At 28.4% G+C, this 25,111-nt stretch carries 33 protein-coding genes; 4 read left to right on the forward strand and 29 right to left on the reverse strand.

The window, feature by feature from the left end; all coding sequences use genetic code 11:
- Window positions 1-2 precede the first annotated feature (2 nt).
- The 13 genes from ACLVEP_RS06625 to ACLVEP_RS06685 form a co-directional block, all read right to left on the reverse strand.
- A complete protein-coding gene (locus tag ACLVEP_RS06625) occupies window positions 3-998 on the reverse strand; it encodes a LacI family DNA-binding transcriptional regulator (protein WP_412583735.1) in 996 nt (331 codons plus the stop codon).
- A gap of 37 nt (window positions 999-1,035) precedes the next feature.
- Window positions 1,036-1,827, reverse strand: a complete 792-nt coding sequence (locus ACLVEP_RS06630; protein ID WP_412583736.1) for an HAD family hydrolase — start codon at window positions 1,825-1,827, stop codon at window positions 1,036-1,038.
- Between the two features lie 42 nt (window positions 1,828-1,869).
- The gene (gene nusG, locus ACLVEP_RS06635; RefSeq protein WP_022002626.1) at window positions 1,870-2,424 is read right to left on the reverse strand and encodes a transcription termination/antitermination protein NusG; all 555 of its coding nucleotides are present in this window, start codon (window positions 2,422-2,424) and stop codon (window positions 1,870-1,872) included.
- A gap of 2 nt (window positions 2,425-2,426) precedes the next feature.
- The gene (secE, locus tag ACLVEP_RS06640) at window positions 2,427-2,666 is read right to left on the reverse strand and encodes a preprotein translocase subunit SecE (RefSeq protein WP_412583737.1); all 240 of its coding nucleotides are present in this window, start codon (window positions 2,664-2,666) and stop codon (window positions 2,427-2,429) included.
- Window positions 2,667-2,678: 12 nt separating this feature from the next.
- Window positions 2,679-2,828, reverse strand: coding sequence for a 50S ribosomal protein L33 (gene rpmG, locus ACLVEP_RS06645; protein WP_022002628.1), 150 nt, complete (start codon window positions 2,826-2,828; stop codon window positions 2,679-2,681).
- A gap of 58 nt (window positions 2,829-2,886) precedes the next feature.
- Window positions 2,887-3,474, reverse strand: coding sequence for a hypothetical protein (locus tag ACLVEP_RS06650; RefSeq protein WP_317999293.1), 588 nt, complete (start codon window positions 3,472-3,474; stop codon window positions 2,887-2,889).
- Between the two features lie 19 nt (window positions 3,475-3,493).
- Window positions 3,494-4,216, reverse strand: coding sequence for a 23S rRNA (guanosine(2251)-2'-O)-methyltransferase RlmB (rlmB, locus tag ACLVEP_RS06655; protein WP_412583740.1), 723 nt, complete (start codon window positions 4,214-4,216; stop codon window positions 3,494-3,496).
- A gap of 20 nt (window positions 4,217-4,236) precedes the next feature.
- On the reverse strand, window positions 4,237-4,629 hold the full coding sequence (locus ACLVEP_RS06660) for a Mini-ribonuclease 3 (RefSeq protein WP_317999291.1): 393 nt from the start codon (window positions 4,627-4,629) through the stop codon (window positions 4,237-4,239).
- Entirely contained in the window at window positions 4,629-5,966 is a 1,338-nt protein-coding gene (gene cysS / locus ACLVEP_RS06665; RefSeq protein ID WP_412583741.1) for a cysteine--tRNA ligase, read from the reverse strand. Before cysS ends, ACLVEP_RS06660 begins: the two co-directional genes overlap by 1 nt.
- A 249-nt stretch (window positions 5,967-6,215) precedes the next feature.
- Window positions 6,216-6,737: a hypothetical protein gene (locus ACLVEP_RS06670; protein ID WP_317999289.1), complete on the reverse strand. Its 522-nt coding sequence runs from the start codon at window positions 6,735-6,737 to the stop codon at window positions 6,216-6,218.
- Window positions 6,738-6,892: 155 nt separating this feature from the next.
- Window positions 6,893-8,320, reverse strand: coding sequence for a glycogen synthase GlgA (gene glgA, locus ACLVEP_RS06675; protein WP_412583742.1), 1,428 nt, complete (start codon window positions 8,318-8,320; stop codon window positions 6,893-6,895).
- Window positions 8,320-9,432: a glucose-1-phosphate adenylyltransferase subunit GlgD gene (glgD, locus tag ACLVEP_RS06680; RefSeq protein WP_412583744.1), complete on the reverse strand. Its 1,113-nt coding sequence runs from the start codon at window positions 9,430-9,432 to the stop codon at window positions 8,320-8,322. The genes glgA and glgD overlap by 1 nt, the downstream gene beginning before the upstream one ends.
- A 15-nt stretch (window positions 9,433-9,447) precedes the next feature.
- Window positions 9,448-10,575 carry a glucose-1-phosphate adenylyltransferase gene (locus ACLVEP_RS06685; RefSeq protein WP_117826327.1) on the reverse strand — a complete coding sequence of 376 codons (1,128 nt, stop codon included), beginning with the start codon at window positions 10,573-10,575 and terminating at the stop codon, window positions 9,448-9,450.
- Between the two features lie 189 nt (window positions 10,576-10,764).
- On the opposite strand from ACLVEP_RS06685, the gene ACLVEP_RS06690 reads away from it, so the two are divergent.
- On the forward strand, window positions 10,765-11,184 hold the full coding sequence (locus ACLVEP_RS06690; protein ID WP_412583745.1) for a cell wall hydrolase: 420 nt from the start codon (window positions 10,765-10,767) through the stop codon (window positions 11,182-11,184).
- A gap of 9 nt (window positions 11,185-11,193) precedes the next feature.
- On the forward strand, window positions 11,194-11,529 hold the full coding sequence (locus ACLVEP_RS06695) for a spore coat protein GerQ (RefSeq protein ID WP_412583746.1): 336 nt from the start codon (window positions 11,194-11,196) through the stop codon (window positions 11,527-11,529).
- 4 nt (window positions 11,530-11,533) lie between these two features.
- On the opposite strand, the gene ACLVEP_RS06700 is transcribed toward ACLVEP_RS06695, so the two are convergent.
- The 16 genes from ACLVEP_RS06700 to ACLVEP_RS06775 form a co-directional block, all read right to left on the reverse strand.
- A complete protein-coding gene (locus ACLVEP_RS06700; protein ID WP_412583747.1) occupies window positions 11,534-12,682 on the reverse strand; it encodes a bifunctional folylpolyglutamate synthase/dihydrofolate synthase in 1,149 nt (382 codons plus the stop codon).
- Complete coding sequence (locus ACLVEP_RS06705) at window positions 12,675-13,334, reverse strand: uracil-DNA glycosylase (protein WP_412583748.1); 660 nt, start codon at window positions 13,332-13,334, stop codon at window positions 12,675-12,677. The genes ACLVEP_RS06700 and ACLVEP_RS06705 overlap by 8 nt, the downstream gene beginning before the upstream one ends.
- A complete protein-coding gene (locus ACLVEP_RS06710; protein ID WP_412583750.1) occupies window positions 13,327-14,154 on the reverse strand; it encodes an HAD family hydrolase in 828 nt (275 codons plus the stop codon). Before ACLVEP_RS06710 ends, ACLVEP_RS06705 begins: the two co-directional genes overlap by 8 nt.
- Before the next feature lie 2 nt (window positions 14,155-14,156).
- Window positions 14,157-14,912, reverse strand: a complete 756-nt coding sequence (locus ACLVEP_RS06715; protein ID WP_412583751.1) for an alpha/beta hydrolase — start codon at window positions 14,910-14,912, stop codon at window positions 14,157-14,159.
- A 36-nt stretch (window positions 14,913-14,948) separates the two neighbouring features.
- On the reverse strand, window positions 14,949-15,242 hold the full coding sequence (locus tag ACLVEP_RS06720) for an FtsB family cell division protein (RefSeq protein ID WP_412583753.1): 294 nt from the start codon (window positions 15,240-15,242) through the stop codon (window positions 14,949-14,951).
- Window positions 15,239-15,625: a spore cortex biosynthesis protein YabQ gene (gene yabQ / locus ACLVEP_RS06725; protein ID WP_412583755.1), complete on the reverse strand. Its 387-nt coding sequence runs from the start codon at window positions 15,623-15,625 to the stop codon at window positions 15,239-15,241. The genes ACLVEP_RS06720 and yabQ overlap by 4 nt, the downstream gene beginning before the upstream one ends.
- Entirely contained in the window at window positions 15,625-15,918 is a 294-nt protein-coding gene (gene yabP, locus ACLVEP_RS06730; RefSeq protein WP_022002646.1) for a sporulation protein YabP, read from the reverse strand. Before yabP ends, yabQ begins: the two co-directional genes overlap by 1 nt.
- A gap of 52 nt (window positions 15,919-15,970) precedes the next feature.
- Window positions 15,971-16,237: an RNA-binding S4 domain-containing protein gene (locus ACLVEP_RS06735; RefSeq protein WP_022002647.1), complete on the reverse strand. Its 267-nt coding sequence runs from the start codon at window positions 16,235-16,237 to the stop codon at window positions 15,971-15,973.
- Window position 16,238: 1 nt separating this feature from the next.
- Window positions 16,239-17,879, reverse strand: coding sequence for a putative manganese-dependent inorganic diphosphatase (locus ACLVEP_RS06740; protein ID WP_412583757.1), 1,641 nt, complete (start codon window positions 17,877-17,879; stop codon window positions 16,239-16,241).
- Window positions 17,880-17,891: 12 nt separating this feature from the next.
- Window positions 17,892-18,554, reverse strand: a complete 663-nt coding sequence (locus tag ACLVEP_RS06745; protein ID WP_118463721.1) for a transcriptional regulator — start codon at window positions 18,552-18,554, stop codon at window positions 17,892-17,894.
- A gap of 181 nt (window positions 18,555-18,735) precedes the next feature.
- Window positions 18,736-19,674 carry an AEC family transporter gene (locus tag ACLVEP_RS06750; RefSeq protein ID WP_412583758.1) on the reverse strand — a complete coding sequence of 313 codons (939 nt, stop codon included), beginning with the start codon at window positions 19,672-19,674 and terminating at the stop codon, window positions 18,736-18,738.
- Window positions 19,662-20,075, reverse strand: a complete 414-nt coding sequence (locus tag ACLVEP_RS06755) for a MarR family winged helix-turn-helix transcriptional regulator (RefSeq protein WP_412583759.1) — start codon at window positions 20,073-20,075, stop codon at window positions 19,662-19,664. Before ACLVEP_RS06755 ends, ACLVEP_RS06750 begins: the two co-directional genes overlap by 13 nt.
- 92 nt (window positions 20,076-20,167) lie before the next feature.
- A complete protein-coding gene (locus tag ACLVEP_RS06760; protein ID WP_412583761.1) occupies window positions 20,168-21,184 on the reverse strand; it encodes an alpha-hydroxy-acid oxidizing protein in 1,017 nt (338 codons plus the stop codon).
- 114 nt (window positions 21,185-21,298) lie between these two features.
- Window positions 21,299-21,622 (reverse strand): hypothetical protein, encoded by a 324-nt coding sequence (locus ACLVEP_RS06765; RefSeq protein WP_412583762.1) that lies wholly within the window; start codon window positions 21,620-21,622, stop codon window positions 21,299-21,301.
- 23 nt (window positions 21,623-21,645) lie between these two features.
- Entirely contained in the window at window positions 21,646-22,407 is a 762-nt protein-coding gene (locus ACLVEP_RS06770) for an ABC transporter ATP-binding protein (RefSeq protein ID WP_412583763.1), read from the reverse strand.
- 5 nt (window positions 22,408-22,412) lie between these two features.
- Window positions 22,413-23,690, reverse strand: a complete 1,278-nt coding sequence (locus ACLVEP_RS06775; protein WP_412583764.1) for an FtsX-like permease family protein — start codon at window positions 23,688-23,690, stop codon at window positions 22,413-22,415.
- Window positions 23,691-23,827: 137 nt separating this feature from the next.
- Between ACLVEP_RS06775 and ACLVEP_RS06780 the strand changes: the two genes are divergently transcribed.
- Together ACLVEP_RS06780 and ACLVEP_RS06785 are read left to right on the forward strand one after the other, a co-directional pair.
- A complete protein-coding gene (locus tag ACLVEP_RS06780) occupies window positions 23,828-24,409 on the forward strand; it encodes a hypothetical protein (protein ID WP_412583765.1) in 582 nt (193 codons plus the stop codon).
- Window positions 24,406-25,014, forward strand: coding sequence for a LytTR family DNA-binding domain-containing protein (locus ACLVEP_RS06785; RefSeq protein WP_412583767.1), 609 nt, complete (start codon window positions 24,406-24,408; stop codon window positions 25,012-25,014). The genes ACLVEP_RS06780 and ACLVEP_RS06785 overlap by 4 nt, the downstream gene beginning before the upstream one ends.
- The last annotated feature ends 97 nt before the right edge of the window (window positions 25,015-25,111 follow it).

Below are 25,111 nucleotides of genomic sequence, written 5' to 3' on the forward strand. Positions count from 1 at the left end.
AATTATTTTTTATAATCAACACTTCCACCTTCAATAAATTGATAATGAATTTTTTGAGTACTTTCAACAGACTCTTTTTTTATCAACTTTAATAAAGTTTTTCCTGCTAACATCCCCGCTTGTTCATTATCAAAGCGTATTGTACACAAAGAAGGAGTAATCAATTTTGATATTTCATATCCACCAAAACCTATTAAAGATACTGTTTGCGGAACTTGAACATGCGCTTCTTTTAATTCTTTAAACGAAGCAAGCGCAATATTATCGGTAGCACAAATAATCAATGATGGTAGTTCTCTATTTAAGATATCATGAACCACTCTTCGTGTTTTATCAAATGTAAAATCTGTTTCAACAACTTTTACATTTTCTATACCACTTTGTTTTAAACCATCTAAAACTCCTTTTTTTCTAATATAACCTACTGCTTCATCTTTAGCATTGACACCTAAATACATGATTTTTTGATGATTCATTTTTCCAGCATATCTTCCTACTTCAAATCCTGCTTCATAATCATCATTAATAATTGAATAACCATCTTTCATTTCTTGTCCTAAGACAACAAAAGGAATATCTAGTTTTTTAGCTAATGTATGATGTGCCATGGTAAGTTCAGTAGCAACTAAAACAATGCCATCAACATTCATATGCCATAATTTTTCAATTGCACTTAACTCTTCTAATTGACTATAATTTGTATCAATAATTAAAGGAGTATACCCTTCTTTTTTTAAATATTGATTTAAACTTGAAATCATTCTTGATGATGTTGTAGATGTAAGAGTTGGAGCAATAATTCCAATAATTTTAGTTTCTTTAGCTTTTAAACTTTGAGCAAAAGTATTGGGTTGATAATTATATTGATCTATAATTTTTTTTATTTTTAAACGTGTTTCTTCTTTGACATAGCCTCCATTAAAATAACGAGAAACAGTTGTTTTTCCAACACCCGCCATTTCAGCTATATCTTTCATTGTTAATTTTTTTTCTTTCATATAATCACCTTTGTCATTATAACAAAAAAAGTTTACTTTAAATAAAGTCACGTTCCTTTAACCAAGTTGTAATTCCATCATCATTAACATCTGGACATATTTCATCAGCCACAGCTTTTGCTTCAGGAACCGCATTATCCATTGCAACACCTGTTCCAACAGTTTCTAACATTTCTAAATCATTACGTCCATCTCCAAAAGCAATTGTATCTTTGATATCTTTATGAAGTGCTTCTACTAATTTTTGAATTCCTACAGCTTTAGAAACACCTTTTAATGTTAAATCAAACGAACATCCTGTTTGATGTCTTTGAATATCAAAATAAGGAGATAATGTTTCAACTAAAAGAGGAATATCTTCTTTAGAATTGACAACAATCATTCCAATATATGTTTCAATTTCTCGTGGATCAAAATCATCAATAATTGTTTCATCTTTCATTCCCCATACTCTAGCAAATTCTTTATGTTGTGGATCATTTTTATCCAATACATAAATATAATCGCTACTTTCAAAATAGAAACTAAAATGATGTTCTTTAGATAATTTAATTGTTTCTTCTATTGCTTTTGCTGGTACAACCGCTTTATAGATAGGTTCTCCTTTATATTCTACATAACCCCCATTACAAGTAACATATCCACTAAAAGGATAATCCATAACACCTTCTGTAATAAAGCATTTACATCTACCTGTAGCTAGAAATACATCATGACCATTTTGTTTTAATTGATCAAATGATTGTCTATTTACTTTTGATATTCCATAGAGTCCTTTATTACAATCTATTAATGTACCATCTATATCAAAGAAAAATAATTTAGACATTGTAACCTCCATAATATAAAAGACAAATGTGAATACATTTGTCTAGAATGTTTTTTCTAATGCTACTAAATCAATTTCCATAGGTGTTTGATTACCTAAGAAATCAATAAGTACTTTAGCTGTTTCTTTTTCAAAATCAATTGATTCAACAGTTCCACTTTTACCAGCAAATGGACCAGAAATAACATTTACTTCATCTCCAACAGCATAGTCAATTTCGATTGCTGAAGTACTAATTCCCATATTCTTTAAGATTGGATCTAATTCATGTTTTTGAAGTGGGAAAGGTTTTGCTCCTCCACCAGAAGAACCAATGAATCCTGAAACTCCTGAAGTGTTACGTACAACATACCAAGCTTCATCTGTCATAACCATTTCTACAAGAACATATCCAGGGAACATATTTGTTACTTTATTGATTTTTTTACCATCTTTGATAACTGTTTCTACATGTTCTGGGATAATGATGTTATAAAGACAATCTTGTAATCCCATTGATTCGATACGTTTTTCTAAGTTTTCTTTTACCTTATTTTCATGACCATTGTATGTACAAACAACATACCATTGTCTACCTTCATCATTCATTCCTGCCATAATTAATCCATCCCCAATGCTTTCAATATAAATGCAATAACGGCATCTCCACCAAAGAAGAATAACCCCATTACAAATGTAAATACTAATACTGTTACTGAATTATTAAATAATTCTTTTTTTGTTAACCAATGAACATTTTTAATTTCGGCTCTAATTCCTTTTAAATTAAACCATTCTCTAAACTTTAATTCATGTTCCACTTCTTCAACGACTTCTGTTTCCGCCTTTTTACCAAACACGACATGGCCTCCTTATTTTGTTTCTTTATGTAATGTATGTTTTCCACAACGCTTACAATACTTGTTTAATTCTAATCTTTTTACATTTAATCTTTTATTTTTAGTCATTGTGTAGTTTCTAGATAAACACTCACTACACACTAAAATGATTTTTTCTTTCATCTTATCAACTCATTTCTATGCCACTATAATTTAGCATAAAAGCTAGCTATAGTCAATCTTATTTAGATTTGTCCATCTTTTTTTGTAAGCGATATTTTGCATTATAAACACAACGAATATCGATTTTTAATAAATTTGCTATTTCCTTACTTTTATATCCTTTTAATAAATATTCAAATATTCTTCTTTCAAGTAAAGAACTTGATTTTTCTATTTTATCCAAATAATAATACTTATTTTCATTTAAGCGTAATTGCTGTTCAGGATGATTAGCTACTTTTCGATCAGCAATTACATTTTCTATTCGAGATTTACTACCATAAATTTCTTGATCTAAGGAAACAAAAGAGACTTTATTTCCTCTTTTAATCATTCTTTTTTGTAATCTCAATACATCATTAATGGCATATGAAAAATAAGTATGTATAGAAGCATTTTTATCATAGCGATATCGATCTATAATACTCATAAGAACGAGCATTGCTTCTTGACTATAATCCTCTACAGAAGTTAATGATGTTTCTCTACAATAACGTTTCACAAAAATTCTAATTTTATTTTTATACTCATCTAACAACAATTCATACGCTATCGAAGACCCTAAATGATATAAATACAATAATTCTTGTTCATTATACGCTATCATAGTTTGTCTCTCCTTTCTGCTATAAAGGATGACGTGAGTTATAGACTTGATATAAAAGAACAGATGCTGCTACTGATGCATTTAATGAGTTGACATGTCCAACCATCGGTAAAACAACATTAATATCACAACTTTTCTTTACCAATCTTGACATTCCAAAACCTTCTGAACCAATAACCAAAACTGTTGGCATATTGTAATCAACACTTCTATAATCTTGACTGTTTTCTAATTCACAACCAACAACCCAAAATGCCTTCTTTTTTAAATCTTCTAATGTTCTTGTTAAATTTGTTACTTGAGCTACTTTTACATGATGAATAGCTCCTGTTGAAACCTTAGCAACAGTTCCATTCAAACCAACACTTCTATTTTTTCCAATAATAACGCCATCAACACCAACAGCATCACATGTTCTTAAAATAGCTCCTAAATTATGAGGATCTTCTAATCCATCCAACATAAGTAATAAAGGTTGTTTATTTTCAGGAATATCTTTTAAAATCTCATCAATTTTATAATAACGATAATTTTCAATATAAGCCATTACACCTTGATGAACAACCTTTCCAACTTTCTTATCAAATTCTTTTTTGTCAACAAATTCTAATGGAATTTGATTTCTTTTACAAATATCAAAAATCTTAGGATCCTTATGTCCATTTAACATATAAATCTTATAAACACTTGCCCCCTTCAAAGCTTCCATGATAGGGTTTTTTCCATATATATATTGTTTCATATTTTTCTCCACTTTTTGTCTCAAATTTGTTTCAAATTTGTCTCATCTACATATCTTTTAAACTCATCAAATATTTCATTGATCCTATCTTTACATTCATTTAAATACAAATGTCCAATTAAACATTCAAAACCAGTTGAATAACGATGTTCCTTTGTATCTCTTTTAGAAGTTTTTGTATTTCTTCCTCTTTTAAAAATACCTACTTCTTCTTCAGTTAAAAAATTTATTTCTAATAAATGTAAAATAAATTTTTCATGAGATAAACTACTTACAAAATGAGTTGCTTCTTGACACAACTCATTTACTTTTTTTAATTCACTTTCTTTTACTAAATAATCTCTTACCAAAAGTTCTAAAACACTATCTCCTAAATATGCAAGAACTAAAGGATTAATAAAGTCTGGATTCATTAAATAATCCCCTTTTGAATTAATTCAGCACGATATTTATCTGCTTGTTCAAAATCTTTAACTGCTTTAGCATCTAACCATTTTGAATATAATTCTAATTCATCTTCATCTAATTGTTTTGGTTTAAAAACAAATCCAATGACATCTGTCATCTTAAGTAAAGTATTATATTCTTTTAAAATTAAAGCATTATCTTTTTCTTTAACACGCATTGCTTGATTTAATACTTTGACTTGATTTAATATTTCAGTTAAAGCTAAAGAAGTATTTAAATCATCAGCCAAAGCTTCTACCATATGATCAACAGTATCTTTATTGAATTCATCTCCATGAAGATGATTAACTTGTACATAAAGAGAAGTTTGTTTTAAAACATTTTCTACTTTCGCAACTTCTTTTTTTACACCTTCAATAATTTCATTTGTCATATTTAAAGGATTTCTATAATGACTTGATAACATAAACCATTTATAAACATTACATCCAAGTTCTACAATCAAATCTTTAGCCCAAACAACATTACCCAAAGATTTAGACATCTTTTCATTATTAATATTAATCATTTGATTATGCATCCATGTATCTGCAATAGGATGTCCATTTAAAGCTCTTGATTGAGCAATTTCATTTTCATGATGTGGGAATTTTAAATCTTGACCTCCACCATGAATATCAATACGTCCATTTTCAAAAATATCATTGATCATAACAACACATTCTGTATGCCATCCTGGTCTTCCTTTTGACCATGGACTATCAAATTGAATACCTTCATCTGTTTTCTTCCATAAAGCAAAATCAGTTGTTTCTTCCTTAACGCCTTTATCCTCTACACGTTCACTTGCTCCAGCAACAAGATCTTCAATCTTAATTCCAGATAATTCACCATACTCTTTAACTTTAGAAACTCTAAAATAAACATCTCCATCAACAACGTATGCATAACCCTTATCTACTAATTTTTGAATAAATGCAATGATTTGATCCATTGTTTCAGTAACTCTAGGTGCATAAGTAGGAAACTCTAAATTTAATCCTCTTCTTACATCTTCATATGCTTTAATATATTTATCAGTAAGTTCCTTTTCTGTAATTCCTTCTTGTTTAGCAGCTTTAATGATTTTATCATCTACATCTGTGAAGTTTGAAACAAAAGTTACTTTATTTCCTAAATATTCAAAAGTTCTTCTTAAAACATCAAAAACAATCATTGGTCTTGTATTTCCAATATGCACATAGTTATAAACAGTAGGACCACATACATAAATACTTACTTCACCTTCTTTTAAAGGTTTAAATTCTTCTTTTTTATTTGTAAGTGTATTAAATAATTTCATAACGTTCCTCCTCCAATAAAAAAAGCATTCACTATCTAGACACTTGCGTGCTCTTCCACCAGATAGACGATGCTTATCATGATCTTAACGCAATCAACGTTCTTTCTTTTCAAAAGACTCAAATAAGTGCATTTCTATTGAATCATTTAGACAATTTCCACCATCATGTCCTCTCTATAAAATATCAACAACATACTTCTCTTATTTATAATTTTTTTATTGACTTTATTCTATCACAAAATAATTATTTTACAATCCAGAAGACTTTGTAAATGATTCTAAATAAACAATCATTTTCTTTGAATTTTTCTTAAAATCTTTACGATTGGCCTCATAACCATAAACATACGTATTTCTATCATCAAAATAAACTAAATGAATAAATTTTAATCCTGTTTTTACATAACTACCTTTATACTCATAACATTTAAGTCCACTTTCTAAAGCAGGTCTTTTTACTCTTAACGATGTAACTCCAGAAGCTTCTAATTCACCCTTATAAAGTTCTGAAAGCTGATCTGTATCATTATCATATTCATTTTCTTCTACTTTATAAAATAATATTTGATTTTCTTTTGTAAAACGTGTAGTTCCATCATTTTGGCTACTTTCATTCAATTCAAAATCAGAAGGATAATAAAAAGAAACACCAACACCAGCTTCATATAAAACACCATCTTTATTTGCTGAAACAGTTGCATCTTTTTTTCCACAAGCAACCAATGATACAATGCAAGTAATAACAACCATTAATTTTATTATGCTCTTCATATCATCACCTCTTTTTATTATTTTACACGACTTTAACAACTTTGACAACCTTCGTAAAAGTCCATATTGTTCTTAAAAATATTCTTACAACAATTTAGATTATTTAAAAAGGAATCTTATTTATCTAAGATTCCTTAAAATAAACTTATTCAATTTTAAAGTAATGATGCAAATAAACGAATATATTGTTCTGCACTAGCATCCCAATCTAATTTTTCAGCCATTGCACGTTGCACCATTGCATCCCATGCATCTGGATAATCATAGAAAGTGTGTAATGCATAATCAATAGTATCCATCATTTCATGTGCATTATAGTTATAGAAACTAAATCCTGTTCCTGTTTGTTCAAACTCATTATATGGTTGCACACTATCAGCTAAACCACCTGTTTCTCTAACAATAGGAATTGTTCCATATTTCAATGACATCATTTGTGATAAACCACAAGGTTCAAATAATGATGGCATTAAGAACATATCACACCCTGCATAAATACGATTTGATAATACAAAGTCATATTTACATTGGAATGACACTTTATCTTGATGAGCCCATGCTGCACCTTTTAATGCATCTTCATACATACGATCTCCTGAACCTAAGATAACAATTTGAACTCGTCTTTGACACATTGCTTCAAATTGATTAATAATCAAATCTAATCCTTTTTGTTCAGTTAATCTTGTTACGATACCGATTAAAGCAACTTCTGGATCTTCTGGTAATCCAACTTGTCTTTGTAATGCTAATTTATTTTCCAACTTACCATTTTTAACTGAGCGTGCTGAATATTTTTTAACGATTGTTTGATCTTTACTTGGATTGATAACATCATAATCTACACCATTTAAAATACCATATAAATCATGTTTTCTCATTTCAAGAATAGATTGTAATCCTTCTCCATATTGATCAGTTAAAATTTCTTTAGCATAAGTTGGAGATACTGTCGTAATAACATCACTGTAGAAAATTGCCGCTTTCATCATATTTAAACATCCATCATTACGACAGTTCCCGTTATAATATAAATAACTATCTAACGCAAAGTATTCTTCCAATAATTTTGGATCAGCTTTTCCTTGGAACAAAATATTATGAATTGTGAATACAATTTTAATATTTTGATAATAATCATAATAACAATATCTTTCTTTATAAAGCATTGCAATCATTGCTGTTTGCCAATCATTTAATTGTAAAACATCAGGTTTAATATTTAAATGACTAATTAATTCTAGAACCGCAAAATCAAAGAATGCAAATCTTTCATAATCATCATCATAACCATATAATCCTGGTCTACCAAAATATTGTTCATTATCAATGAAATAGAAAGTTACACCATCTACTTCAGCTTTAAATATACCACAATAGCGTTTTCTCCATCCCATATAGATATCAAAATTTGTTACATATTCAATTTGATCTACAAATTTCATATCTTTATATTTAGGAATAACAACAATACTTTCAACATCTTTTTTTGCTGTTTCTTTTGGTAATGAACCAATAACGTCAGCTAAACCACCCGATTTGATAAAAGGAGTCGCTTCACTGGCAACATACATAACTCTCATTAAACACGGTCTCCTTCTTTAATATAAAGTGGGCTTGTTTCTGTTCCTTTTAATTCTAATTTCTTTTCTACTTTTGCACGTTTATCAATAATTACATTTTCTAATACTGCTCCAGGAGCAATCTTAGATCCAGAGAAGATAACACAGTTTTTAATAACTGCACCTTTCCCAATTGTAACTTCACGTCCAAGAATACTATTTTCAACAGTTCCATCAATTACTGCACCATTAGCTACGAATGATTTTTTAACATTAGCGTTTGCTAAATATTTTGTTGGAGGTGTGTCGTTTGTATTTGTATAAATTGGCCAATTTGATTTAAATACACGTGATGAAATATCAATATCTAACATTTCCAATGAATATTTGAAGTATGCTTCTGTAGAATCTAAGCATCTAGCATATCCTTTATATTCATAAGTATGAATTTGTTTTTCATCACATAAATATCCTAGAATATCTTTTAAATCATAGAAAGCAGAAATCTTATGTGCTTTTTTCATGATTTCTAATAATTCTTTTCTATTGATTACATAAGTTTCTAATGAAATATTTTGTCTTTTTCTTGTACCTTTATTAATTGTTTTACCAGTTAATAAACCATCTTTATCTATTTCTAAAACATCACAACCAACCCAAGCAACATCTGCATCTTTTGCTTTACGATAAGTCATTGTGATTGTTGCTCCTGATTTTTCATGAGCTGTAATCACATCATTATAATCCATTGTAGTAACGATATGCGCAGGTGCAATCACAACATAATCTGCATTACTTGTTTCTAAGAAATGAATATTTTCAACTAAATTGTTAATATCATGATTGTATTTAGGATCATTAGCGTATTTTTCATTATAAAGTAATGAAACACCACCAGCTTTTTGGTTAAAATTCCAAGAATTACCATTTCCTAAATGTTTAAATAAAGAACGTGGTTTCTTTTGAATCATAACCCCAATTGCATCTATTTTAGAATTTGACATATTTGATAAAACAAAGTCAATAATCCCATAACGACCAAGGAAGCTTACAGAGGCCACTGGTCTTCTTTCTGTTAATCCCGTAAATTCTATATCTGAATGTAAGTTTACTAAACCAATAACTTTTGCCATCTTTACTTCCCCCTCTTATCTACTATTATCGCTCACTAATTCAACTTCTTTAGCTTCTGAATTAATGACAGTTCCAGCTTTAACAACTACATTTTCATCAATAATGGCTTTATAGATTTCTGCCCCTTCTTCTACAAGAACACCAGGCATCAATACAGAGTCAACAACTTTTGCGCCTTCTCCAACATTGACATTATTGAATAAAACAGATCCTTCAACAGTTCCGTTAACCATACATCCTTGAGTAACAAGAGAGTTTTTAACTTCTGCTTTTTCACCGATAATTTGAGGTTTTCCTAAAGTGTCTTCAGTATAGATTTTCCAATCTTTTTTGATATTATATAAATCTAAATCTTTATCTTTAAGTAAATCCATGTTAGCTTCCCATAAACTATCTACAGTACCAACATCTTTCCAATATCCATCAAATTCCCAAGCATAAAGCTTTTTATTATCATTTAACATTGCTGGAATGATATTCATACCAAAGTCATGTTTACTATCTTTATCTTTTGCATCAGCTACTAAATATTTACGTAATTGTTTATAAGTAAAGATATAAATACCCATAGATGCAAGAGTTGATTTTGGATGTTCTGGTTTTTCTTCGAATTCATAAATAGTTCCATCTTCATGAGCATTCATAATACCAAAACGACTTGCTTCTTTAAGTGATACATTTAATACTGCAATTGTAGCATCTGCACCACGTTGTTTATGAGCTTCTAACATTTGATCGTATTCCATTTTATAAATATGATCTCCTGATAAAATCAAAACATATTCTGGATCATAACGATCTAAGAAATCTAAGTTTTGATAAATGGCATCTGCAGTACCTGCATACCAAGTGGCTCCTACTTCGTCTCTTTCACGTGCTGGCAAAATAGCAGCCAAAGAATTAGCTCCGTCTAATCCCCATTTAGTTCCAGCTCCAACATAAGTTCCAAGTAAAACTGATTCATATTGTGTAAGTACACCTACGATATCAATACCTGAATTTGCGCAGTTACTTAGTGGAAAGTCGATGATACGATATTTCCCCCCAAAGTGAACTGCCGGTTTTGCGACTTTTGCTGTAAGTTCTTTTAAACGTGTTCCACGCCCTCCAGCTAAAATCATAGCGACAATTTCTTTTCCCATTTTTAACTCCTCCTATACAAAATGTAAGCGCTTTAATCTACATCTTTATCTTATCATATTTCACTTTATAATTCACGGAATTATTTAAGTTTTTAAGCAATAATAGATCAAATACTTAGGGTAATATTATTGTACTCCTTTTTTGACATAAATTTAAAGGATAATCATAAATTATTTTGAGGTGAAAACATGGCTCGAATTTCATATACCGAAAAAGAAGTCGAATTATTGGCGAGATTGATAAAATCTGAAGCTTTAGGAGAGGGCGAAGAAGGCATGCTCCTTGTAGGAAATGTCGTTGTCAATCGTGTTGTCGCAAATTGTGACATTTTTAGAAATGTCAGAACTATTAGTGAAGTTGTCTATCAGACAAATCAATTTGCTGGAGTAGGACAACCGCTATTTAATGAACCTGTGAGTCAAAATGAAAAAGACATTGCCTTAAGATGTATTAATGGCTATCGAAATGAACCCGCCACGAACGCCTTATGGTTTAAAAATCCTGGAACAAATATTGATTGTCCAGAAACATTTTATGGAAGATTATCTGGAAGATATAAAAAACATTGTTTTTATAACCCAGGATTAAAAGATAATTGTGACTTATAGGAGGTCTCTATGGATTATTTTGATGATTTAAACCCTTACTTAGTAAAAGAAGATGATAATGAAAATCTCATCAGACAACAAACTGTTCCCCCTACTCAACCCGTAGAACAAACATATGTTGAAAACATCTTACGTGTTAACGTTGGTAAAAAAGGAACATTCTATTTTAGCTATACTGGTTCTAAAACATGGAATGATAAGATTTATACAGGAACATTGCAACAAGCTGGTAGAGATCATTTTATTATCGTAACTGATACTGGTAAAACAGTAATGTTATTACTTGTTTATTTATTATGGGCAGAATTTGATGAGCCTTTAGATTATCAATATAAAGTAAAATAAGTGCTTACGCACTTATTACATATTTTCGCACTGTTGATACAAAATGTAATGACCCTGTTATAACAACATTTTGATGTTTAGTCTTCATTATTTCAATAGCTTTTTGATAGGGAATATGTCCCCCTTGACTTCTTTCATCATCAAAATCAGCAATCACAACATCAAATTCTTTCAACATATCTAACATCTTTTGACAATCTTTATCCATCAAAGCACTAAAAACAATTCCAACATCTTCTAATTTTCTTTCTTTGATTGTTTGAATCAACGCTTCTATTCCACTGATATTATGAGCACCATCTAAATAAAGATGTCCAAATTGTTCAAAACGACAAGGCCATTTAAAATCATTGATTACCGTTTGAATATTTTCATCATTTAAATCACAAAGATAATCAACAACATTTAAAGCAAGCGTTAAATTACTTACTTGATATGTTGGTAAATGTAATACATATTCTTTTTGATGAAAATGTAGATGATAAGGATACTGATATTGTTTTTCTACTTGTAAAGGATAAAAAGTACTTTGATGTTTTATACAATAGTCTTTAAAATAATCTAATATTTCTTTATTTTGTTCAGTTGTAAATAAAGGAACCCCTTCTTTAACAATTCCTACTTTATGACTGGCTATTTCTAACAAAGTATCTCCTAACATAAATTGATGATCATAACCAATATTACTAATAACAGCTACCTGACTTTGAATGACATTTGTCTTATCATTCAAACCACCAATTCCACATTCAATCACATGATAATCTAAATCTAATTCATGAAAATAATAAAGCATGATTATTGTATCTATTTCAAACATCGAAAGATGTTCTTTTTCTATTATTGGATATAAATCATTGACTAATCGTAACAATTCTTCATCAGAAATAGGTTTTCCATCTACCGAAATTCTTTCATTATGTTTAATAATATAAGGTGACGTAAATGTTCCTACATGATAGCCTTGTTTTACCAGCAAATCTTTAATAAAAGTCACTGTTGATCCTTTTCCATTTGTTCCTGCTACATGAATAACATTTTTTAAATCAACAGGTATATGATACCTTTTTATAATTTCTTGAAACTCTTTAAAAGAACGTTTCATTCTTTGTGATTCAATAAAATTCAAAGCTTCATCAATTGTTTTAAACATTAGGAATACTCCAATCAATAGGTGTCATTCCATTTTTAATTAAAAACTCATTTGTTTTAGAAAATGGTCTTGAACCAAAGAAACCTCTATACGCTGAAAGTGGTGAAGGATGCACACTTGTAAGTACTAAATGTCTAGAATCAATATATTTTTTCTTTTCGATTGCATTCTTTCCCCAAAGAATAAAAACAAGGGGCTTTTCTCTTTCATTTAAATAACGTACAACATTCAATGTAAAAGTTTCCCAACCTAATCCCTTATGAGAATTTGCTTTTCCTCTTTCAACAGTCAAAACATTATTAAGTAACAAAACACCTTGTTTAGCCCAATAAGTTAAATCACCATGGTTAGGAATAGGAAGTCCTAAATCATCATGAATTTCTTTATAAATATTCACAAGACTTGGTGGTATACGCACATCTTTAGTAACTGAAAAGGCAAGTCCATTGGCTTGATGAGGTTCATGGTAAGGATCTTGTCCTAAAATAACAACCTTTACATCATCAAAGTCACATAAATTAAGAGCTCTAAAGATTTGTTTTTTAGGTGGATAAATCGTTTTGGTTTCATATTCTTTTTCAATAACTTGATGTAGTTTTTGATAATATTCTTTTTGTGATTCTATTTCAACAATTGTCTTAAATCTATTCATTATTTTCTCCTAACACAAACTTTTCAATAACTTCTTTAACAGCCCCTTCATCATAATCTTTTTGTGTTACATATTGAGCAAGTTCTTTAATATCATCACTTGCACAAGCCACTGCACAACCAAGTTTAGCTGTTTTAATCATTTCTACATCATTATAATTATCTCCAATACCAATCGTTTCATCCATATCGTACCCTAGATAATTTACTAACCAACGCATACCATAACCTTTATCAACACCTTTGGTATTCATTTCTAAATAACGCCCACTAGAAAATGCAATACTACATGTTTCTTGAATACTTTCAGGTAATTTTTTAGAGAGTTGTTTTAAATAATCCATATCTCTTTTTTCATATAAAATCTTTGCTATTTTTTCATCCTTTAGAAAATCAATATCATAATCTTCGATTACTTTAAATTTTGCTTTTTGTGCAATTTTTCTTTGAATTTCATCTTCATCTGCATGAAAAATATAACAACAATCTAAAGTAAAAACTAAAACACAAACATCTAAATTTCTTGCATTTTCAAATATTTCCTTTGCTTGTTTAAATTCTAATCCTTTAAAATGAAGAACTTTATTATCTTTATTTTCAACAATAAGACCTCCATTAAAACAAAGTGAGTATTCTCCAGCTTTATCATATGTACCTATTTCTTTTAAAATATCTGGAATCATATTAAAAGCTCTTCCAGTACAAGGAACAAACTTTAAACCTTGTTCTCTTGCTTTTAAAATAGCTTCTTGATTCATTTTTGGTACATGATGATTCACTAATAAAGTTTCATCTAAATCTGAAAACATTAAACGATACATACTTATTCTCCTTTATAAAACATCTTTAAAAAAAGTGGCACTCTTTGTGACCAATCATATTCACTATGTCTTCCCTCTGGAAAGAAATGATACTGAAAATGATCAATTTTTTCTTCAATACATTCCTTTAAATGAACATTACTTGGAATATATCTTTCATCTTCTTCTTGACCACCAACATCCATATACAACATATTATGACTTATTGAACTAACTTTCAATAACTTTACAAACTCTTCTTCATAAATCCAAAAAGCTGTTGAAAGAATAGCACATTTTTTAAAAATCGTTGGATATTTTAAAAAAGCATAAAATGAAATCAAAGCTCCCATTGAACTTCCTACAATACCATAATCATCTATTTTAGTAGGGAAGTTTTGATCTAGATAAGGTTTTAATTGCGTTGTCAAAAAAGTAACATAAGCATTTCCTTCTCCTCCTACGAGTCTATGAGTATCATATTCTCTTGATAATTCTTGATTCATGACCCAAGGACCATATTCATCTTCTCTTTTTAGAGGTTCAAAATTACAGTAGATAGCTACTAAAATCACATCTAATTTCAGTTTCTGTACACTTTCTAAAAAACCCCAACTTTTTCCTATATAAGATTGTTCATCAAAAAAAGCATTTTGACCATCATTGATCATTAACACAGGATATCTTTTTTTAGCTACTTGATAATCATCAGGTACATAAATATCAATACGTCTTTTTCTCTTTAATGAACGAATATACATTTCTTCTTTAAGAATCATAAAAAATCTCCTAAAACAAAAATAAGCAATCTCTGCTTATTTTTCTTGATCTATATCTGGTAAGATGACAACTTGTTCCCCATCTTTTGTGAAAACATAGTTTTCTCTTGCATAACGTGTCACATAATCATCATCATTTAAAAGACTTACTTCATTTTGTAAATCTTTCTTTTCTTTTTTTACTATTGCGACTTCTTTTTTGAGTTTATCAATTTCTGCTGTTCTTGAAAAAACAGACATGGCTTGAGATAATAAGATGTATATTAAAAAGCATCCAATAAAAATATAAGCCATTGGTCTATACACTTTTTTTAGTCTTTTTTTTGTCATCTTTTCACCCTCTTTTTTATAGACCTTATTATAACATTAAACTTCAAAAAAACAAAGCGCACAGGTTTAAATAGTCGTGTTAATTTTTGATTTATTTTGACAATCACGATATACATTTTTTCGTGCATCAAATTTTGATAAACAACATATCCTGCTAAAACACTCACTAAAAAATACGCTCTTAAAATACCCTCATTGATTTTTAATAAACCTATAAAATAGATTGCAGCAAAAACAATACCAAAGCAACCTTGCATAAAAAAATAAATAAATTTGATTTTAATTTTGATGAGATGACTATAAATAAAATGATATACAAAGGTAAAGATAATCCCGTATACAAAAGAATACCCTATTCCTTGTATTTGTGTAATTAAATCCATTATTTCAATAATTTATTTAAAACACTATCTTTACTCTTTGTTGTTCTTTTATTCGATAAGTAAGAAATCGCATCAATATTTCCTTTAATACTGACCTCTTTTTTCTCTTGATCAAAACGTACAAGTGCTAAATCGCTACCTTTAATATTTAAATATCCTAAAGATGTTTCAATTAAAAATTCTAAAGAATCAAAGCTTTCAATTTTTTTGATACCTGTAAGTTCTAATGTCTTACGATCTTTTAAATACACGTGATGATAAGGTGTTTGTTCAAAATGTATTTGATTATCCATAATATCCCTCCTCTACATCATATGAAAAAAAGAGAATGTTCATGACATTCTCTTATTCATTTACTTCTTTTCTTTTTTCATCAACAATATCATAAAGCATTGTACTTTCATCTTTTAAAACATGTTCCTTAAGAAGTTTAACTTTAACTGTTAATATCGTTCTTCCAAATTCAATTTCAATCAAATCTCCAACATTTAACTTTGTTGAAGGTTTAGCCACTTTACCATTGACTTTAACACGTTCACTTTGAGAAATTTCTTTTGATAAAGTACGTCTTTTAATAATTCTTGATACTTTTAAAAATTTATCTAATCTCATCTTATTCACTCATAACAGCAGTAATTGCTGGAACTACTTGTTTTTTACGAGAAATAACACCAGCTAATGTTCCTTGACGTTCTGTTAATTGAACATTAAATGCTTTTTCTACTAATTCAGGACGTGGTCCACCAACAAAGATTTCACTATTAGCGTTGATAATATCTGTAAGTAATAATAATGTGAATTCTAAATTATTATCTTCAGCAAATTTATTCATATAATCTAACATATCTTTTTTGTATGGTAAGAATCCTTCAATATCCATTGAGTTTACTTGAGCAACCCCTACTTGTAAGTTATCAAAACTGAATTTTTTGAAGTCTTGGTTAAAGATTTCATCTACAGTTTTACCAACTAAAGAAGTTCCTGCTTTAAACATTTCCATTGCAAATTCTTGAATATCAACACCTGCAATTTCAGCTAGTTTCTTAGCAATCTTAGTATCAACTGGTGTACAAGTTGGTGATTTGAATAATAATGTATCAGAAACAACCGCACCTAATAATAAACCAGCAATATGACTTGGCATTTCAACATCTAATTCATCAAACATTTTAGTTACAATTGTAGCTGTTGAACCTAATGGTTCTCCTCTAAATAATAATGGTCCTACTGTTTGAATATCAGCCACTCTGTGGTGATCGACGATTTCTAAAATATCAGCTTCTTCAATACCAGGAATAGATTGGCCTCTTTCATTGTGGTCTACTAAAATAACTTTTTTTCTTAATCCTTTTAATAAAGCAAAACGAGAAATACTTCCTACACAACGATTATTTAAATCAATAACTGGATATCCACGATATCTTGTTTCAGACATAACTTCTTTCATATAATCTAAAGTATCATCTGTAGAGAAAGTTTTAATATCTCCTTTGATCATGACATATTCAACAGGAATTGCTTGAACAATTTGTTGAGATGTTTGATAAGTATTAAATGGTGTAGAAATCATTGAAATTCCTTGTTCTTCACATTTTTTTACAACATTTTCATCAGCAGTTAAAGAACCAGTTAATACAATTAAAGATGGTTTAACTGAAATAAGTTCTTCTAAATCGTCACTTCTATCTCCACCTACAATCACAACATCATTTTCATGAATACGTTTTTTAGCTTCACTACCTGACATTGCTGCAATGTGAATATCACCTTCAACAACTTTTAATGCTTCATTTAAATAAATCACATTAGCTTCTAATGTATCAATAACATTTTCAACAGGAGTTTTAGCTTTCTTTAAAACTTCACTATCCCATTGATCCATATATCCTTCAATAATATTAGATGTAGATAAAAGCCCTAATAATTGACCATGTTCATCTAAAATAGGAGCAGATTTTAAATTTTGTTGTTTTAATAAAAACCATGCAGTTTTCAAAGTTAAATCTTTAGAAAAAACAGTTACTTTATCATAATTTAAATCTTCTACCTTTTGTTTAACAGTTTTAAGTAAAACTGGATGTTCTACTCCAAAACGTTTTAAAACATATTCAGTTTCTCTATTAATTTCTCCTAAACGTACAGGAACTGCATTATATTTATTTGTCGCATTTAATAAATAACTATAAGCAATTGCTGAACAAATACTATCTGTATCTGGATTTCTATGTCCACTTACATAAACTAAATCACTCATTCATTTTCTCCTTTAAACATTTTTCTTTAAATAACGATATACAGTTGGTTCAGATACCGCTAATTTTTCAGCCACTAATACAATAGCACCTTTTACCTTAAATGTCCCTTTTTCTTGTAAATATTTTACAACCTTGATCTTTTCATCAACATTTAATCTTTCAGCTAAGAAATAACTTGGGAATCCCATCTTTTCTAAACATTCTTTAATATACATATCAATCATTTCATCTAATGGTGATGATAAGATTTCAACTGGGTTATCCATTTTAAATTCGATATCTTTTTCTTCTTTAATTCCTAAAATCTTTTTAATTGTAGAAGTTAAATATTCTAAATCAGAAATATTAACATTAATACATAACATACCAACTGGCATTTCACGGCCTTCTTCTTTAATAAAATAAGTTGCCGCTCTCATTAATTTACCATCATTTCCTACTGTTTTATAGTTCATAACATAATCATGATCTAAATATTGTTTTTCTTCTAGATAATGTAATGATAAATTTGATAACTTCGCACCAACTTCTCTTCCTGAAATTGGGTTATTTGAAATAGCTACGATTTCTTGATCTTTAGATGTTAAATCATGTAAAGCTATTTCACAATTGTCACCTAATGCAGCACTTAAAAAATCAACTAACTTTGCATAAGGTTCTAAACTTTTGTACATACTTTTTTCTTCCTCGTTTCCTTATTATTATGATAATAATTCATATCTATATATTATCACGATAATAATTCATAAACAACAATTATTATTATAATAAAAAAGAAGTCTATGTTTTTTCATTTATTCACTTAAAAAAACTTACTATATGAAAATTCACATAATAAGTTTCTATCATCTTTATTTATACAAAATTAATCACAAAACAAATAACTGGTAAAGTAAATAAACTAGCAATTGTTGTCAATAATACACATCCTGAACTATATTCTCCATAACACTCATGAGATTTAGCAAGCATCGCAACTGAAGACATCGTTGGTAATCCCATTAAAACTGCCATTGTCATCACTAAATCTTGTGTAAAAGAAGTATAATTTATCATCATGCAATAAAATAAAACAGGAAGTATAAGCATTTTAATAAAAATAGTTCCATAAAATTCTTTTTGTTTAAGGCAATCAAATAAATCAATATAACAAAAGATACCTCCTAAATAAATCATAGCTAATGGTGAAGTCACATTTCCTATCTTACCAAAAGCAGTTAAAAATGTTTGTGGCAAATGAATATTAAACAAAACGAAAACTATTGCTAAAACAATTGCAATCGTTGATGGATTGATCATTTTTTGTAATGATTTCAATTGAAATGTACTTTCACCCTTTTTACTTGTTAAAGATAAACCTAGTGTCCATAATAAAAGTTGATCCACAATCGTAAACAAAGCAATATATAACATTCCTTTTTGTGGAAAAAGTGAACTAATAATGGGAATACCAATAAATCCTACATTACCAAATAATGAAGATGCCAAATAAACATTTCCTTTTTCTTCAGTTATATGAAATACATTTTTTAAACTACAACAAATCAATATTAGTATTCCATAAAAAATAATTGATATAAAAATAACAGGTATTCCTTGTAATAATTCTTCTTTAGTTGCCCCTGTTAAAGTATTATAAAAAAGCATAATTGGTAAAGTGATTTTAATAATTAACTGCGATAAATAATTTAATCCTGTTTCATCTAGTATACTTCTTTTAATTGCATAGATTCCAATTAATGTAAATATCGCAAATATAATTAATTGTTGAACAATCAAATTTACATATTCCATAAATTCTTATTCACCTTTCCTAACAAAGTATATAATTCCATAATCTCTTTTTCAGATAAACCTTTAAAAACTTCTTCTTCCATTTCCTTAAAATGGCGTTGTATTTCTTTAGCTTTTTCTTTACCAATATCTGTTAAATAAACATAATAAGAGCGACGATTCCCATTTAAATTCTTTTTAAAAATCAATCCATCCTTTTCCATTTTAGTAAGAACTGATGTGACAGAGGCAGGTTCAATAAAACATGCTAATGCAATATCTTTTTGCATACATCCTTCATTATTTAATAAATATTCTAAAATTTTTGGTTGTCCAAATGATAATTGAAGATTCTTTATTCTTTCAAAAAACTTTTTTGTGAAAAGCGTATGATTTTCTAACATAAGTAAATGATAATTCATAAAATGCCCTCCTTTAAACAATTAGAATTATAATTATTAGAATTCTAATTGTCAATCAAAATAAAAAAGTCTTTGATTTTTCACAAAGACTTCTATTTATAAATATTCTTTTTAGAAATTTCATTTAAAGAAGAAACACCTGTCATCATCATCGTATTTTCTAATTCTTGACCTAATTGTTGAACATATGCTTCTACACCTTGTTCACCATTACCATAAATCATATTAACAAATGGTCTTGCTATAATGACTGCATCTGCACCTAAAGCAATAGCTTTAAAAACATCTAAACCACTACGAATACCACCATCAACAATAATTTTAACTTGTCCTTTAAATTGATCAGCAATTTCTTCTAAAACAGTAGCTGTAGCAGGTGTTCCATCTAAAACTCTACCTCCATGATTAGAAACAACAATTGCTTTTGCTCCTGCATCAACGGCTTTTTTAGCACCTTCTACTGACATAATTCCTTTAACAATAAAAGGAACTTTAGCATAATCAATGATTTCTTTAAGTTCAGCAACACTTTTTCTACCTGCTGGAGGTATTCTTCCTTGTAAAAAAGGAAGTCCGGCAGCATCAACATCCATTGCTATCGCAAAAGCCTTTGAAGCTTTTGCCAACTCTAATTTTTTAAAACATGTTTCTTTATCCCAAGGTTTAATTGTTGGAACACCGATACCATTATTTTCTTTAATATAATGTGTTGCATGCATCATGATTTCTTCATTTAAACCATCCCCTGTAAAAGCAGCAATCCCACTTTTTGCACAAGCACGTACATAAATTTCATTAAACGTATTATCATTATATAAATCACTATAATGTTGACTTACTGCCCCTACCGGTCCAGCAAAAATAGGATACTTAAATGTTTTTCCAAACATTTCAAAAGTTGTATCAATTTCTTTATTTTCAGCAAGAGTATCCATTTTAACTTCTATCTTTTGCCAAGCCTCATAATTTTTAATAGCTACTGTTCCTGTTCCTTTAGATCCTGGTCCAGGGATTTTATTCGAACAAGCTTTTCCATTACATACTGGACATGACTTACAATAAGGTCCAATAACACTTCTACTTTTTTCTCTTATTTCATTAACATTCATTTTCCTTCATCCTTTATTATTAATTCTTCAAAAGCTTACACCTGTCCTTTAATAAAAATCAAGTTTTTCATAAAAAAACTTGTTTGTACAAATTATACAAACAAGTAATCTTTTCTATGAAGGTACATACAATCCTGGATCTCCATTAATCACTTCAAAATCATCTTTTTCTAAAGCTAGTTCTTGAATAATCGTTCTTTCTAACTCTTCTTTTGTTTGTAAACAAAAACCTCTAAATCCTTTTTTAGAATAATAACTCCAGTTTGCTAGTTGGTTAAGAGATTCATTATTTCTAATATCTGTATATTTTCCTTCCTTAAAGATAACAATCAAATCATATCTTTTTTCTTCATGTTTCTTTTCTTTATTTTTATTCATATAAAAATAAAGACCTACAATAATAACAGCAATGATAAAAATATAAATATTAAAACCCATATAAATCATCCTTTTATTATATCTTAACCCAACATCTTTTGCATTTCTTTTGAATTAATACTAACAATTTCTTTAAAATATTCTTGTTGAGTCTTATCTCCTTTAAATAATTCTTTTTCAATTTTACCATCTTTTAAATAAAGAAGTCTTGAAGAATAAGAAGCAATCAATGGATCATGGCTTACCATAATGATCGTAATATGATTTTCATTCATCTTTTTAAAGATAGATAATATTTCATGTGAATTTTGACTATCTAAGTTTCCTGTTGGTTCATCTGCAATAATGATTTTAGGATTTCCAATTAATGCTCTTGCAATAGCGACTCTTTGTTGTTGTCCACCAGAGCATTCATGAGGATATTTATTTAATAATGATTCAATGTTTAATTCTTTTGTTATTTGATGTACTTTTTTATCAATGATTTTTTTATCTTCTCCAATGAGTTTTAAAGGAATCATAATATTTTCATAAACTGTTAAAGAATTTAATAAATTATAATTTTGAAAAACAAAACCTAAATATTGATATTTAAATTTTCCTAATTGATTTTCAGACATTTGTTTCACTTCTTGATTTAAAATATACAAACTCCCATTAGTAGGAATATCTATTGTTGAAATATTATTCACTAAAGTTGATTTACCAGAACCCGAAACTCCCATTACAACAATAAATTCTCCTGTTTTAATTTCTAAATCGATATTTTTTAAAGCTGTAAATGGTTGTTTACTTCCCATACCATAAATCTTTGTCATATTTTTTGCTTGTAAAACTGTTTCCATAACTATTATTCTCCTTTTAATAATTGTATTTTCCCTACATGATAATTTAATAAAAGACAAATCAATAAAGTCACTACATAGTAAATAAACAACCCACTATAGAAAGTTAACATCATTGAATTCATTAAAATAAACTGTCTAGCAATAAATATTAAATAAGGTAAAGGAATAACGAGAACACACATAAAATAAAGCATATTTTCTTTCAAAAGCATTCTTTTTAAATCACGATAAACATAACCTACTTTATTTAAAATAGTGAACTCTTTCATCTTTGTTTTCTTTTCCATATTCATCTTATATAAAATAGAAATAATCACCATTGATACAATAAACAAATAACTGATCATTCCTGTCACAAATTCATTACTTTTCATATTTTGTGACGCTAAAACAGGTAATAAAACTGTTATTAATAATGTAAGTAATCCTATTAAAGAAGCTGTTGATTTAATCATCAATCCCACATGTGATAAACAAATATATATTTGTTTTCCTTTTAAATTCTTTTTATTTTTTAAAAAGATTTGTGGTAATAAATACTTATATAATCCATACATTCCACCAACACCTAAAGCTGTTGGTGGAATATAATTTATTAAATTTCCTTCAACCGTTATAATTGAACAAAATCCTATCAAATAAATAAGTAAATACATCATCATTTTTTTAAAACTTACAAAGTGAATAGCTTGTACCTTATTTTCATCATTAATCAAAGTATAGATATCACTTTTATGAAGTTGCCCTATTAAAAAGATGATCACAATAACAACTAATACACCTAAAGCTGAAATCGTTGTAAAAAAGGTACTTGGCATAATGGTATAAATTGAATGATTGATTTGTAGATAAGGATATATCTTTGAATGAATGAAAAATAAGCTAAGAACACCTAAAATAAATGAAATCGGTAAAACAAAGATAAAGACGATTCCCATTTGAATAAGTGTATATTTAATAAAATCTAATAAGTTAAAACCACAAGTAAATAAAATACCAAATTCTTGATGTTTTTTATTGAAATTATATTGGCTGGCATAAATAATCATAAACCAACAAAATAAAAGAATTAAAAATGGTAATCCCATTGATAATGGTATATCTGCTCCAAGAGGATCATCTATTCCTCTAGCCCTATCTGCTTCTATTAAATAGGGATTGTTGATAAATTCTGAAAAGATCAAATGAATGACAATTGCAAAAATAAGTGTGAGTCCATAAATCATATATTGTTTTTTATTTCTTTTTAATGTTAACGTAGCTAGTGAAAAAACCTTCATTGCTTCCACCTCCTAACTTCATCATAAACTTTCCATCACACCTTACAATAAAAGTGACACCAACAACCTAGAAATGACACAAACAACATCTTTAACGAAATAACTTATGATACAATACAGTTAAAGGAGGGAATAGCATGAAATATAAAGTAGGCAAACCCAACTATAAATCAAGTTTTATTTATTCAGCTTTAATTATTGCTTGGGCTATTTTTTTAATACTTTTTAGTCCCTTTCAAGCAATGAATATTTTTGGAATCATTCTTATTTTTTTAATTATCTTTATCTTTCTTCCAAGCATGGCATTTTGTAAAAATATTTGGGAAGTTGATGAACATTATCTTAAATACACTTTTTATGATAGTGTAGTAGAAAAATCTCGTGCTTTTTTTCATAGTCTTTTTACAAGAAAAATAGATTATCAAATGAAAATAAAACTAGATAAAATTATGTGTATCCAAGTTACTTATGAAGCAGTTCCGATGCTTTTTTATGGAACGAATGGTTATAATGTTATTTTTAATGTATTGATGAAAGATGGATCTTCTTTTTCTTTTCAACCCATTGTTACAAGGAAAAGAAAAGAAGTAATAGATGCAATTGAATTTTTAAAAGAAAAAGGCATTATTTTTAAAGATCGTTATCATATTCTTGATCAATTAGATAAAAAAGAACCTTTAGCTTATTATTTAGAAAAGATAGCTGGTGATAGAAAATGATTCGTATTGCCTGTTATATACAAGATTATTATTTTGAGATAATCAAAAAATATTTTGTAGCAAAAGATTACTATTTAGAAAAATTCAATCCAGCATCTTATGATGATATCTATTTTATTGAAATCAATTCACTTAATGATTTAGATAAAATCCATCAAATCAATAAATATCCAGAAACTTTGATTTACATTATTGGTCCTAAAGATTTTCATTTACTCAATGAATGTTTAACCTTAGGGGTACATTTATATTTTGAAAATGATGATTTAGAAAATAGTCTTTATTCCAAATCAGAAACCATTCATCAACAAATATTTTCAAGATTTAAAACTTATCATTATAAAAACAAACAAATGTCTTTTGAATTAAGGCTTGCTCAAATCATGTATGTAGAATCAATGAATCATAAACTTATTATTCATCATGATAATGGTGACTTTATTGAAAGAAAAAACTTATCTTCTTTTATTAAAGAAATTGATTCTAATAATTTTATTCAAATTCATAAATCATTTGTTATTAATAAAAACTTTATCAAAGAAATCAAAGCAAAAGAATTGATTTTAAAAGATTCTACAATTCTACCAATTGGGGCTCTATACTAAAACTGGAGGGGAAATATATCCTGCTCCAGTTTTCTTATATTTAAATAGACATAGCTTTCATACCGTTTTACAATTTAAATGACCAAAAATAAATAGA

The sequence above is a fragment of the Faecalibacillus sp. genome (assembly GCF_047023275.1).
Lineage (GTDB): Bacteria > Bacillota_I > Bacilli_A > Erysipelotrichales > Coprobacillaceae > Faecalibacillus.